This is a genomic window from Algoriphagus halophilus, from assembly GCF_041729275.1.
Lineage (GTDB): Bacteria > Bacteroidota > Bacteroidia > Cytophagales > Cyclobacteriaceae > Algoriphagus > Algoriphagus halophilus_A.
In genome coordinates this window covers 3713540-3727071 of sequence record NZ_CP146486.1, presented here as the reverse complement: position 1 = coordinate 3727071, position 13532 = coordinate 3713540, and the positions used below count along the sequence as shown (strand labels likewise).

Sequence of the window (13532 nt, the reverse complement as noted above, 5' to 3'; positions counted from 1 at the left end):
AGAAAATTTGGCATTCAGTCCCTACTGTATAGCGCTTACTATCTCTTATACCCTTAATAGTTCCTTGGCACTCTTCAACGCAGAGTCACTCGGATTCGCCCCACCAATCATCTTGGCAAGCTCCAAAACTCTTTCATCAGCACTTAATTCCTTGATTTTACTGATGGTTTTATGAGAAGAATTATCCTTGTAAACGAAATAATGAACATCGCCTTTTCCTGCCACTTGAGGCAAATGGGTAATACAAATCACTTGGTGTTTCCCAGAAATTTCTTTCATCATTCTGACCATCTGTAGGGCAACCTCACCTGATATCCCTGTATCAATTTCATCAAAGATTAAAGTAGGCATCGCCATTTTATCCGCCATTAAGTATTTAATGGCAAATAATAATCTTGAAAACTCTCCTCCTGAGGCAACTTTTTTAAGAGGTTGTAAGGAAGTCCCTTTATTTGCGGAAAACAATAACTCGACCTCATCCATCCCATTGGAAGTTGGAGCGATCGAGTTTAACTCGACTTGTAGCTTTGAATTTTCCATTCCCAACTCCACCAAAAGTGCTTCCATCTTTTTTGAAATGTAGCAAAGCAAGCACCTCTCTTTTTGGTTAATGCTTTTCCTGATTTCAGAACAGCTTCTTCCGCCAACTTTAAATTATTCTTAGCAGCCTCTAATGTCTCGTCCAAATTTTGAAATTGGAAGACCTTATCTGCAAGTTCTCTTTCCAATGCCATCAAATCCTCTACAGTAGGAAGGCCATGCTTCTTTTGAAGCTGATAAATCTTACTTAGCCTATCTCTTGTTTCCTCCAGTCGGTCAAAATCTACTTCCACCCCAGCTTCTTCATCACTTAGGGTTTCTGATAAATCCTTCAAATCAATGAAAAGGCTTTGGAATCGTTCTTTTAGTGGAGCAAACTTGTGAGCTAGCTTTTCCAAAGATTCCAATCCATGTTTCACCTGTGTCAATCCCTGAATAATCCCGAACTGCTCATCTTCAAAAAGATTTAGCATTTCATTGATTTTCATTTTGATTTCCTCTGCATTCTCAAGTACCTCTTGGCTGGATTCCAGTTCATCCTGCTCCCCTTCCTCAAGGCTCAAGCTACTTAGCTCCTCTAATTGAAATTGGTTAAAATCAGCCTCTTTCTGTAACTCTTGTGCTTTATATTGAATCTCCTGAAATTCCTTTTGAAGCTTCTTAAACTTTTTAAAGTCCTCCTGGTAAGAATTTAATTCCGCTTGACTCTGGGAAAAGGCATCAATCAAACTGAGTTGATAAGATCCAGAACCTAGCTGTAAGGTGTCATGCTGGGAATGCACATCCATTAGATTCGAACCCAGAGATTTCAGAGAATCGAGAAGAACTGGCGTATCATTAATAAAGGAACGGGATTTTCCACTGGGGCTGATTTCCCTTCTGATAATGCAGGTGGATTCATAATCTAAATCCTGCTGCTCAAAAAATTCATTTAGCCCATATTCTCCAATTTCAAATACCCCTTCCACGATACATTTCTTGTCTTCAAAAAGAAGGACTTTGGTGTCGGCCCTATTTCCTAAAAGGAGCCCCACAGCACCAAGCATGATGGATTTACCTGCACCAGTCTCCCCAGTAATCATATTTAATCCACTGCTGGGTTTCATCAGCAGTTGGTCTATGAGGGCATAATTTTGAATACTCAGTGATGTAAGCATGGGTAATTATTGGGAAAAGCACAAAGTTATAAATCGCGATTAGCTTTTCGTCAACTCATTGTATTTTCTGGCATTATTGGGATCCACTTCCAATAAAAGCTCCACTAATTCTGTTCGGATTTCCAGGGAAGCATTTTTAAATACTTGGGCAATCTCATCCCCCTTGGCATCCATAAAGGTAATTGTCAATATTCCGTTCGGCTGGGCCTTGTTCGCTTCGGCTACCAAACGAATTGCCTCCAACATATTTTCATAAGCTTTTTCAGGCTCAATTTGTAAAATATCTAATCCTTGACGGTGATATAAATAATAAGCCTCACGTATTGGAGCATAAACAGAGGAAGTGTACAAATCATTGATCAACCAATACCTGTTTCTTCTATCTGTTGGGCTTTGAACCCAGCCTGGCCTACCGGATTGTTGGGCATTGTTTACAATATCATTTGCTACTTCAAAGAAATCCTCGCCTCCTTTGCTCGAAAAACTATCATAGTCTATCCCTAAGGCGATGTGCGCATAATAGCCTAACAAAGAGCTGATATTATTCAGAAAATTAAACCGATTAAATTCCAGGGGTTGAGATTCTATGTATTCGAAATTCCAATTTCTGTCCGCAAAATTAAAAAGCAGACTTTCGTAATTCGTCCCATAAATGGGACGAACAGTCTGAATCTGGACCGTCGCATTATACACTCCTACTTGTGGTACATCGTTGATGGTAATCAATAAATTTCCTTTAATACGTTCCTCTGGTCGAAATTCATCCGTGGTCCAGGACCTCCCATTTAAGAATTGCTCGAAACTGGTTTTCATAGTATTGAAAACCGTTGTATTCTGGATTCTTGCCCGGTCACTATTGATGATGACGGTAAAATTGAGTTCTTGAGAGAAGCCTAAATGGCTCAAAAAAATTAAAAACAAACCTAATGTCGCTTTCTTCATAGATTTAAAAATAATGAAATATTCAAGTTCACACCCCAATTGGAACCAATTTGATCTGATCCAAAATCAATTCAGCAATTTTAGCCTTGGTATCTACTTCTGAACTTACTGAATGACCAGAAGACTGATAAATATGAACTTTATTGGTATCTACTTTAAATCCTGCACCAGTCTCCCTCATTGAATTTAAAACGATAAGATCAAAGTTTTTCTTATCCAGTTTTGCCTTTGCATTTTCAGACTCATTTTGAGTTTCCAAAGCAAAGCCAATATGTAATTGTCCCGGGTGCTTCAACTTCCCTAGTTCAAAGGCTATATCTACATTCTTCACCATTTTCAAGGACAAATCTGCTTCACTCTTTTTGATTTTCTCGGGAGCTACTTCAGCGGGTGCATAATCAGCTACTGCAGCTGCAAACACACAAATATCCATTAAACCATGAAGCTTATGAGCAGCATGATACATTTCCTTGGCTGACTTCACATCAGTCCAATGAAACTCAGATTTATCAACATTCAAGGAGATAGGTCCTGAGATCACATAAACTTCTGCTCCTCTAGCCTGAAAGGCTTTAGCCAAGGCATAACCCATTTTACCGCTGGAGTGATTACTGATAAATCGAACAGGATCCATAGCCTCCTGTGTAGGCCCCATGGTAATCAACACTTTTTTGTTTTGGTAATCTGATTGAGTATGAAAAAATTGCACGACCTGATCCAAGATCGATTCTGGCTCCATCATTCTCCCTTGCCCGGATAAACCACTTGCTAATTCGCCAATTTCAGATGCTAGCAAATGATTCCCAAAAGAAACCAGCTTCTCCAAATTATGGCGAACAGCTGGTGCTGATACATATCCAAGTCCATCGCAGGTGCAATCATGACAGGACACCTAGCGGAAAGGTAGGTTGCAGTAAGTAAATTGTCGCAAAGCCCATTTGCAAACTTGGCAATTGTATTGGCGCTGATTGGTGCCACTAAAAGTAAATCCGCCCACAAACCCAACTCCACGTGGTTATTCCATTCTCCGGTCTCATCCTTTTGAAATTCGACTAAAACGGGATTTTTGGAAAGGGTTGCTAAAGTCAGTGGGGTAATAAAATCAAGAGCAGAAGTGCTCATAATTATTTGCACTTCTGCTCCAGACTTGATTAATAAACGAGTAAGATGGGCTGATTTGTAAGCGGCAATACTACCGGTTACTCCCAATATTATTTTCTTACCCTTGAGGTCCATAAGAATTACTCTCCTGCTTCTTCAGAAGGGTATCTAAAGTATACCTTATCTTCCATAAACTCTTCCATAGCTATGGTAGAAGGCTTAGGCATTCTTTCGTAAAACTTAGAAATTTCAATCTGCTCTTTATTTTCGAAAACTTCTTCTAGATTGTCTACTGTAGATGCAAACTCAGAAAGCTTATTATTCAACTCTTCTTTCAAAGAAGAAGAAATTTGTTTAGCTCTTTGACCTACAATATGAAGAGACTCATAAAGGTTTCCAGTCTTATCTGCGATTTTATCCAAATCACGAGTAATAATTGACGGATTAATTGCCATATTTTGATCTATTTAAGTTTCGTTTAATTATTATTATCAATTGTACCTAGAGTAGCTTTTCTCTCTGCCTCTTGAGCCGCTGCTCTTTCAGCTACACGCTTCTTCAAATCTAGGTGATCTTGCATTTCTTCTCTTGCTTCTTCCTCAAAGGTCTTAACTTCTGCAGTGTATCCACTTTGCGGATATTTCCTATAGAAATCCCCTGCAAATCTTAACGCATCAGTCAATCGTTCTTCCTTCTTCAGGTACGCAGAATTTTTTGCATACTCTGTGGACACCTCTACTAATTTGTAAGCCAACTCTTCATTGTACTTACTTTCTGGGTAGTCTTTGGCGAAATTCTGAAAGTTCACGATGCAAGCTCTAAGAAAATCTCCCGGGTACAAACCATCTTTCAGTCTGTAGTACATGGAAGATTCCTGATATGCCTTTTCTTCAAATCTTGTTTCCAAATCACTCAACATTTCCATGGCTCTTTCATAACTGGAAGATCCTGGAAATCTTGTTACAAATTGTTGGATTGCGGAAACAGCCTCTTGACTACTTTGTTGATCCAGATTATAATCAGGAGCATCAAGGTACAAAGAATAAGCATGCATAAATAATGCTTCTTCTGCCAAAGGGCTTCTATTGTAGGTTCTAAAGAAGTTATTAAAGTAACCAGCAGCTTCAATATACCTTTTTGTCTTAAAATGACAGTTGGCATAATTGTAATCAGCTAATTCGGCTTTTTCGCTTCCTCTAATTACAGGTAAAACCTTATCATAAAGGATGATCGCTTTATTATATTCTCCTTCTTGGTAATACTTATTGGCTCCTTCGTATAATTCCTCCCAGTTTGTGCTTTTTCAAGCTTGTTGAAAGGACCACAGGCACTTACTGCAATTAATATTACTAGAACGATAATGTTGTGTACGCGCATTTTCATTTTCAAGACCGCAAATATACGGGATAATTATTCGGATTCAAATGGTAACTGAAAGAGAGATTGCTTCTTACTTCTTGACAACGAGCTTCTTGGTCACAATATTTTTATTGTCCACAAAAAGCGTGTAGAAATAAACGCCAGGATTGAAATCAGAAATGTTGATCACCAAAGAATTTCTTTCGGGGTCCAACTGATATTCAGCGACTGGATTCCCAATAAAGCTATTTATAGCGATTTTTGCCTGAACATTAGGATATTTTAACTGGTAATCCAATTGGGCGATTCGGTTACTTGGATTCGGATAAATATCACTTAATGTTAATTCTTTGTAATCGAATTCATCCACTTTTTTATTGGGATTGGAAACATCGTAACGTGCCTCTACTACAAATGACTCCCTGATATTTTCAAGATTCACGAAGTTTAGATCGAAATTCCCTTTAGTCTCCACAATCCCCATATCAAAATCCAGATACAAATCTGTCATCACTTCCCCAGGAGCCAGGGTAATCTTTATTTTCGCCAAATCCTTTTTGGGGTCAAAACATTCATCCCCAATACAAATTTTCACATGTTGGGAAGACCCGATGTTTCCATTAATATTTTTCAGAAAGTATGTTTTGGATTGATTTGATTCGTTTTGAAGAATTACCGTTTTTCGTTGGGTTGTGCTTAAATCTCCGGTAAACCCTAAGTTTTCACTCAACACGCGAGTTTGCTGTGCTCCCGCAAATAGCGGAAACATTAGGCAAAGCCACATAAAAAGTTTGAGGAAATTATTCATGTAAAGTTCTAATCAATAAGCGACAGTTCTGTTTTCACAGTATTCAATATACGCACAAAATTAGTTCGATGTTAATCAGAACACAGAAAAAATGGGTTAATTCTTGTTAACCTTGATAAAATTTTTTCTAGGATTGTACGTTAGCGCTTTTTATTGGACTTTTCTTTTGTTCAAAAACCCGCTTTACAGGCATTGCTCCTCGCTTTTTTAGCTCTTCCTCTATCTCTTCATCGGTTGGCATTCTGATTTCTACTTGAGGGACATTAAATAAATTTTTCAAATCAGGATCAATCTCAACTGGAGTCCTCCACTTCATAATTGCATCCATATCCGGCCTTTCTTCAAACCTCCAATTAAACCCTGAAAGCTTGGAATTGTCCTCGTCTAAATTTTGAAATGGGATAAACCTCCCATCAGGTTTAATGCCATAATTGACTGTCTGAATTGCTCCTTCATTAAATCCCAACTTGATGGTAGCGCTTTTCGTCATATTGACACCTTGAGAAGCAGTGTCAGCTTCCAATACAAAGTAAAGCGACTCCCCATTCCCATCGATATCCATTTTCGAAATTTGCCCTTCACTAAAATAACCCATCATCTTCCTTCCTTTCATTTGATTGAAATTCAGGATTGTATCCTGGGTGATAATGAATGCATTGTCCTTCAGATAAACCCTATCCAAATTTTCATTGACGATATAAAAAGTCATGCTATCGGAAGAAATCTGACTTTTCTGGTTCCACATGACGGGATCATTAAAAAGTTGAATAGAGGAATCATTGTAATTGTATACCAAGGAGTCAGCTTTTCCCGAAAGGTCTTGCTTTACAATATTGACCGAATTGAAAGCCAGTAAAAATTTTGCTGAATCCAACTCATTGTCTTGTGAAATCAACGAATCTGCAGTCATGAACAAGGTGTCTTGTTCGAAATATTTTCTGACCAAGGCATTCCCATACACTAAACTATATTTTCTATCTTCCCAATATTTCCCTACATCCCCAAAGACCTCCACATTCCTTTCTTTATTGAATACCCTAACATCATTTTTACCCTCATAGTAAGCTAGGTTTTCATCATAAAAAAGCTCTATGGCTTTGACCCTACTGGTTTCCGTCTCCACCACTCCATCAAAAAATTGAAATTGTTTATTTTGGGTATCATAAAAACTTCCATTCTGTGCGTCCAGCGTATTCCCTTCTTTAGAGATTAAATTTGTCAAGCCTTTTGTCTCTGCTGATTTGGGAATGGTTAGGTATACCAGATCATTGGTTTTCATGGTATAATCAGGGTTTACCAGAACCACATCATCCTCAAAAGTGATCCGTTCTATACTTACTTCATAACGTCCCTTTTCACTAGTCAACACATTCACAGAATCTACCACTTTACCCTCATTAAAGTAGTAAGCTATATTCAATTCCCGGTCGTAATCCAGGTAATCGGTGTACAGGGTGGTTTCTTGATTTGTAAAAACCACGTTGTCTCTGAGCTTGGCCAATTTTTTATTTCCGTCATATTCGGCATATGCACTGGTAGTCCTGATTGGGTCCTCTTGATCCACTATCCGTACATTTCCAAACAATCTTGCCTGATTGGTTGCTCTATAAAAATAGGCAGAGTCACAATAAATCAGCGAGTTTTGATGCCTCATCTCCACATCCCCAATTAACCTTTCAAATCCGCTCTCCCCGATCAACTCTCCAGCTTTATTGATTTCCAAGGTAGATGAACCTTGAGCTGAGGCTTGCCTTACCAAAAGGAGAACGAAGGATAGGATCAGATAAAGACGAGGGTGTAGACTATTCATAAATTCTAAGATGTCGGCAAAATTAGCAGAAAATGATATTTTTGATCAATGATCGAAGCTTTTATCCAGCATATCAAGAAGAAGTCCCTATTGGACACCGAAAAGAACTATCTATTAGCCTGCAGTGGCGGATTAGATAGTGTATGTCTTGGAACCTTGATGTATCACGCAAAGATTCCCTTTGAAGTGGCTCATGTGAATTTTCATTTACGAGGTTCTGAAAGTGATGGGGATGAGGTATTTGTAAAAGAGCTAGCTGCCTCTTGGGGAAAGAAGTTTCATATTCATCATGCACAAACTGCCCAAACGGTAGAAGAAAAACACATTTCCACCCAAATGGCCGCAAGGGAAATTCGATATGATTGGTTTGAAGAAATCCGGAAAACAAGAAATCTGGATGGAATTGTATTGGCGCATCATAAAGATGATCAAATAGAAACGATCTTTTTAAACTTGACCAGAGGTACCGGCATAGAAGGGGTATACGGAATGGCAGACAAAAGAGGTTGGCTGATTCGCCCTTTACTTCCATTTTCAAGAGACCAAATCAAGGAGTTTGCAGCAAAAAATCCCATCCACTGGAGAGAGGATAGTTCTAATAACAAGACAGATTACAAAAGAAATAAACTTCGATTGGTAGCCTTACCGGCATTGTATGAAACCACCGAAAACACCAAAGAAAATCTACTGACAAGTTCCGAACGACTTAAGGATACCGGAAAGGCATTTTCAGGACTTTTTGATTTATGGAAGTCTAAAAGCATTCAGGAGAAAGAAGATCTTCAAATCCTTCAGTTCCAAGATTTTCTTCACATGGAAGGTGCGACCACCTTGCTCTATTTTTGGTTGAGGTCGTATGGATTCAATTCAGATCAAGCCAAAGAAATATTTGAAACCTGCACCTATCAAGAGTCAGGAAAAATCTTTACCTCTACAGATTATCTCATCAATATAGATAGGCAACAAATCATCCTTTCTCCTAAAGCCCAGATTTTTGATGAAATTGAACTCACGAAAAATGACTTAGGATTTACTCTGCCTGAGGGGAATTACGAGATGCTCAAATTGGAAGATGTTTCAGAAATAGATCGAAATAAAGCCAATGCAATGTTGGATTTGGACCAATTGGAATTCCCATTAACCATTCGTAATTGGAATGAAGGAGATAAGTTTATTCCATTGGGGATGAAAAACAGCAAAAAAATCAGTGATTTTTTGATAGATTTGAAAATACCCTTGGTGCAGAAGCAAAGGACAAAAGTCTTAGTTTCCGGAGGGAAAATTGCCTGGATCCTCGGCTTAAGAATTGCGGAATGGGCAAAATGCACTGCTGCTACTAGAAAAACTTTATACCTGAAAAAACGGTGATATGAGAAATCCATTTTCCAAGACCTACTCGCCTGAAGATCATGAGATGTTTGATTTCCTTTCCCAGATCAAGTTTTTCGAAAGCATGAAAAACAAGGAGATGGCAAGGTTTCTTCCAGCCATGCATCACCGCACCTACAAAAGGGATGAAGTAGTTTTTTCAGTAAAGACCCCAGTCAGGCTTTATACTTAGTCAAAAGAGGACAAATCACCTTGACCATTGACGTCAGGGATACATTTGAAACAATCTTGGAAATCAATAAGGGTGAGGCATTTGGAGAAAACTCCTTATTAGAAAATGTAAAAAGGACTTACACTGCCATTATTGTTTCTGAAGAAGCGGATTTGATAGTGATTCCATATTATGCAATCCAAGAAATCTTTTCCAGCAATCCTAAGATCAAGGCAAAGATGATGACCTCTTTAGCTGAATATTATAACGAAAATAATCAGCGGCTTTTCAGATCCTACAGAGAATCCTTTGGGTTTTTCAGTCTCCGTCAGATGTTTGAATAAGACATCTTATCTAATTCCTCATTCATTCATCAAAAATCTGCCTTTCAAGGTAAAGTATTCACTTCCTTGTTTCTATTCCTAGGCATAGTTTAATAACTTAGCGACGCTTTTTTTAAGGCAGTAATAAAAATAAAATCAATATAATCTCATGAGCAAAGTAACCGTAGTAGGGGCAGGTAACGTGGGTGCTACCTGTGCCGATGTATTGGCTTATCGCGAAATCGCAGAAGAAATAGTTCTAGTTGACATCAAAGAAGGTGTTGCTGAAGGCAAAGCCCTTGACATTTGGCAGAAAGCTCCAATCAATCAGTATGACAGCCGTACTGTAGGAAGCACAAATGATTACAGCAAAACAGCTAACTCTGATGTAGTCGTGATTACCTCTGGTCTTCCTCGTAAACCTGGAATGACTCGTGACGACTTAATTGAAACCAATGCTGGAATCGTTAAGTCCGTAACAGAAAATGTTATAAAATATTCTCCAGATGCAATCATCATTGTGGTATCCAACCCACTTGACGTGATGACTTACCAAGCTCATCTTTCTTCTAAATTACCAAGAACGAGAGTAATGGGTATGGCTGGAATTTTGGATACCGCTAGATACAGAGCGTTTATTGCTTCTGAATTGAATGTTTCTCCAAAAGAAATCCAAGCAATTCTAATGGGTGGACATGGTGATACAATGGTTCCACTTCCAAGATACACCACAGTAGCTGGTATTCCTGTGACTGAATTGATCGACGCAGAGAAATTGGATGCGATTATCGAAAGAACCAAATTCGGTGGTGGTGAATTAGTAAAATTAATGGGTACTTCTGCTTGGTATGCTCCAGGTTCAGCAGCTGCTCAAATGGTGGAAGCTATCTTGAAAAATCAAAGAAGAGTATTCCCTGTTTGTATCAAACTGGAAGGTGAATATGGAATCGACGATTGCTACCTTGGTGTACCTGTCATATTAGGTAAAAATGGCATCGAGAAAGTTCTTGAACTTGACTTGAATGAGGAGGAGAAAGCATTGCTAGAGACTTCTAGAGGTCATGTAAAAGAAGTAATGGAAGTTTTAAATAAGTTAGGCAAGTAATCCTACTTGTTTGATAGATAGAGACCTAAGAGTTTAGAGTTTGTACTCTGAATTCTTAGGTCTAATTTTTGTGATCTACTTTCTGAATCAGACAAAGAATCGTGAAAATCTGGAAAAGCCTTCTTGTACTATTATTTGTGATCCTTTTAGCAGGAGGAGGTTTTTGGGTTTATCAACAATATTTTTCAGCCCGAAAAGTCAATAGTTTAGACCTAATCAGTCAAGATGCTGTTTTTGTGTTTGATACCTACCAAGGTGCAGAAACATGGAATTCTCTGGTGAATGATCCTGCCTGGGGGATCTTCAAAACCTTTCCTGCATTTGAAAAATTATCCAGTCAACTGATCACCTTGGATAGTCTTACTGGTGAAAGCGGTCAAATCGCCAAATTAGTACAAAAAGAACAACTATCTATTAGCCTCCATGCTACTGGCATCGAAAACTTCGAGTTACTATATACCTTAAACCTAAGTCCATCGAAAACCTCTGGACTTCTCGAAGACTTTAAATCAAAAATCCCTGAGGGATCAAGGTTTCAGACCCGAATGTATTCTGATCAGGAAGTGGTAGAATATTATAACCAAGAAAATAACCGAGTTTGGTCTATTGCCATTTTAGGAGATCTGGTAGCATTTTCTTCCTCTTCCTTTCTGGTAGAGCAAGCGATTAGATATTACCTAAATGAAAATCAGGAAGGCTTTTCAAAATTAATTCAAAACACTGAATTAGATCGAAACTCACCAGGAAGACTTTTATTATCCGGAAAAGGAATGGCTTCCTTACTTAAGGGAGTGGCTGGAGATAGAGAAAATCAAGCCATTTCAAATTTAGAAATCATGAATGCGGCCTTGGCTTTAAATCTCTCTTTCAAGGAGGGCCTACTTGAATTCACCGGACCGGTTTTTTATCCAGACCCTATTAATTTTACGCCTTCTATTCGAGCCAACTTAACAGCGATAGAGTCCCTGATTTCAAACAGTACGCTGTCTTTAACTCAATACAATCTAGAAAGCATTTTTGAAACTCAAAAAATAGAAAATAGAGCATTCCCTTTTAGGTCCACTCTGGTAGGAGAAATCCAAAGAACACTGACGGACCGAGGTTTTTTTGATAATTTTTCGGGTGAACTTTATTTGCTGGATTTAGAGAAGTTTGGCGGATCTGACCAAAATCTAGCTTTACTTGCTAGAACTGTGGATGCAGCACCAGCCTTGTCCCTCCTTAAAGATTTTCAAAAATCTGAAAGTGAAGAAAACTCCGACTTCTACTTAGATTATGAAATCTTGTTTGTTCCTGAAGAAGAGTTTCCTGCTCACTTATTTCAAGGAAAATTCCATGGTTTTGGACAAACATTTATCACTTCAGTAAATGACATTTTGATCTTTGCTAATTCCCAGCAGGCAATGAAATTGATATTGGATGATTTTACTTCCAACAACACCTGGAGAAATTCTTCCAATGCACCTGACGCCAAATCAGAATTGAATTCCGCTTCTGGGTTTTCAAGAATTTACCTGATCGATGAGATATGGTCCAAATGGACTAAATATTCTAATCCTTCTTGGAGTTCTTTTTTACAAAGGTATACCAGCAGCTTCCGCTCTTTTCCTTGGATTTCCCTTCATATCAACAAACTCCCTGATAGAACAGAAGCTACCTTAAGGTTTCCATACAAGAGCGATTATACTCCTGAAATCAAGCAATCAGGCGCCATTAGCCTACAGCCTAATAAAAGTATTGTACTTGATCAAAAACTGATTTACGGTCCTGCTACTGTTATTAATTACCAAGACAATACCCAAGATATATTAGTGCAAGATGAAAATAACGTCATGCACCTATTCAACGAAATCGGTGAAGAAGTCTATTCTTATCCTTTAGACGGACCTATCGTTTCGGATATCTTTCAGGTGGACTATTACAAAAACGGAAAACTTCAGATTCTTTTAGCCACCAAAAACAAAATTTACGGAATAGACCGCCTTGGCAACCTACTGCCTCGGTACCCATTTAGCTTGGGCAACCAGTGGATCTCGCATCTAAATTTGGTAGACTATTCAAATACTAAAGAATACCGCTATTTTATTAGTACAGAAGAAGGAAACCTTTTCCTTTTAGACAAAACCGGTCAACAATTAGATGGCTGGAACCCATTAACAATACAGGAAAAAACCACAGGAGCACCTGCTCATTACAGAATCCCAGGAAAAGGTGATTATATGGCTGCACTCAGTGAAAAAGGAAACCTGTTTATTTTCAACAGAAGAGGTGAAAAACTGGCAGCAAGCCCATTGAAACTTGGTGATGCCATTAAATCCCGAGGCATAGTTTGGAGAGATCCAAGTTCAAGATCATTCAAATTTGTTACCGTCACTTCCAATGGGGAAATAATCCACTCCAATTTTGATGGGGAAATTGGCTATAGGAACCAGTTGATCAAGGATGATCGGGATAGTGAATTCATGTTGGTCCCAGATCAAAAGGAAAATGATTTTGTCTTTATTTCTAGACAATACAATGAAGTTACCGTTCTTGATAAATCAGAAAAACAACTAATGAATATTCGGGTTTCAGGTGATGATTTAATCTATCAATACTTTGATTTTGGGGCTGACAGACAGATTTTTGCATTGACTGACCTTACACAAGAATTCTGTTATTTATATGATATGGAAGGTAATCTAATGACTACCATGCCACTGGAAAGTAGCAGTTCAGTTCAAATCACCTACCAATCGTCAAAAGGTCAATACCTGATCAGAACGATCAGCGGATCCAGGATTACAGAATTTTTACTTTCAGATTAAGCTCTTTTGAAAAGCTTGGGCTAGGAATAATGAATGGCTA

At 38.4% G+C, this 13532-nt stretch carries 9 protein-coding genes and 3 pseudogenes; 4 read left to right on the top strand and 8 right to left on the bottom strand.

Features of this window, described 5'->3' with window-relative positions:
- Positions 1–45: 45 nt before the first annotated feature.
- From V8V91_RS19970 to V8V91_RS19935, 8 genes and pseudogenes are all read right to left on the bottom strand, one after another.
- Positions 46–567, bottom strand: a complete 522-nt coding sequence (locus tag V8V91_RS19970) for a hypothetical protein (protein WP_373396907.1) — start codon at positions 565–567, stop codon at positions 46–48.
- Positions 510–1697, bottom strand: a complete 1188-nt coding sequence (locus V8V91_RS19965) for a DNA repair protein RecN (protein ID WP_373396906.1) — start codon at positions 1695–1697, stop codon at positions 510–512. Before V8V91_RS19965 ends, V8V91_RS19970 begins: the two co-directional genes overlap by 58 nt.
- A gap of 39 nt (positions 1698–1736) precedes the next feature.
- Positions 1737–2639 (bottom strand): DUF4835 family protein, encoded by a 903-nt coding sequence (locus V8V91_RS19960; RefSeq protein ID WP_074226920.1) that lies wholly within the window; start codon positions 2637–2639, stop codon positions 1737–1739.
- Between the two features lie 28 nt (positions 2640–2667).
- A pseudogene (gene coaBC / locus V8V91_RS19955) lies at positions 2668–3875 on the bottom strand (bifunctional phosphopantothenoylcysteine decarboxylase/phosphopantothenate--cysteine ligase CoaBC).
- A gap of 5 nt (positions 3876–3880) precedes the next feature.
- The gene (locus tag V8V91_RS19950; RefSeq protein WP_074226918.1) at positions 3881–4195 is read right to left on the bottom strand and encodes a DNA-directed RNA polymerase subunit omega; all 315 of its coding nucleotides are present in this window, start codon (positions 4193–4195) and stop codon (positions 3881–3883) included.
- Between the two features lie 23 nt (positions 4196–4218).
- Positions 4219–5123 (bottom strand): annotated as a pseudogene (locus tag V8V91_RS19945) (outer membrane protein assembly factor BamD).
- A gap of 67 nt (positions 5124–5190) precedes the next feature.
- A complete protein-coding gene (locus V8V91_RS19940; protein ID WP_373396905.1) occupies positions 5191–5907 on the bottom strand; it encodes a T9SS type A sorting domain-containing protein in 717 nt (238 codons plus the stop codon).
- Positions 5908–6034: 127 nt separating this feature from the next.
- Positions 6035–7717 carry an OstA-like protein gene (locus V8V91_RS19935; protein ID WP_373396904.1) on the bottom strand — a complete coding sequence of 561 codons (1683 nt, stop codon included), beginning with the start codon at positions 7715–7717 and terminating at the stop codon, positions 6035–6037.
- Between the two features lie 48 nt (positions 7718–7765).
- Here V8V91_RS19935 and tilS point away from each other — a divergent pair, with 48 nt between their 5' ends.
- The 4 genes and pseudogenes from tilS to V8V91_RS19915 all read left to right on the top strand — a co-directional run bounded on the left by tilS (position 7766) and on the right by V8V91_RS19915 (position 13492).
- Positions 7766–9085, top strand: a complete 1320-nt coding sequence (gene tilS / locus V8V91_RS19930; protein ID WP_373396903.1) for a tRNA lysidine(34) synthetase TilS — start codon at positions 7766–7768, stop codon at positions 9083–9085.
- Between the two features lies 1 nt (position 9086).
- Positions 9087–9601: pseudogene (locus V8V91_RS19925) on the top strand (Crp/Fnr family transcriptional regulator).
- A gap of 148 nt (positions 9602–9749) precedes the next feature.
- The gene (gene mdh, locus V8V91_RS19920) at positions 9750–10685 is read left to right on the top strand and encodes a malate dehydrogenase (protein ID WP_074226912.1); all 936 of its coding nucleotides are present in this window, start codon (positions 9750–9752) and stop codon (positions 10683–10685) included.
- 101 nt (positions 10686–10786) lie between these two features.
- Positions 10787–13492, top strand: coding sequence for a hypothetical protein (locus tag V8V91_RS19915; RefSeq protein ID WP_373396902.1), 2706 nt, complete (start codon positions 10787–10789; stop codon positions 13490–13492).
- The last annotated feature ends 40 nt before the right edge of the window (positions 13493–13532 follow it).

Bases quoted from the DNA above. Each gene is read 5' to 3' on its own strand.
- V8V91_RS19970 (WP_373396907.1), bottom strand. From the start codon at position 567: ATGGAAGCACTTTTGGTGGAGTTGGGAATGGAAAATTCAAAGCTACAA.
- V8V91_RS19965 (WP_373396906.1), bottom strand. From the start codon at position 1,697: ATGCTTACATCACTGAGTATTCAAAATTATGCCCTCATAGACCAACTG.
- V8V91_RS19960 (WP_074226920.1), bottom strand. From the start codon at position 2,639: ATGAAGAAAGCGACATTAGGTTTGTTTTTAATTTTTTTGAGCCATTTA.
- V8V91_RS19950 (WP_074226918.1), bottom strand. From the start codon at position 4,195: ATGGCAATTAATCCGTCAATTATTACTCGTGATTTGGATAAAATCGCA.
- V8V91_RS19940 (WP_373396905.1), bottom strand. From the start codon at position 5,907: ATGAATAATTTCCTCAAACTTTTTATGTGGCTTTGCCTAATGTTTCCG.
- V8V91_RS19935 (WP_373396904.1), bottom strand. From the start codon at position 7,717: ATGAATAGTCTACACCCTCGTCTTTATCTGATCCTATCCTTCGTTCTC.
- tilS (WP_373396903.1), top strand. From the start codon at position 7,766: ATGATCGAAGCTTTTATCCAGCATATCAAGAAGAAGTCCCTATTGGAC.
- mdh (WP_074226912.1), top strand. From the start codon at position 9,750: ATGAGCAAAGTAACCGTAGTAGGGGCAGGTAACGTGGGTGCTACCTGT.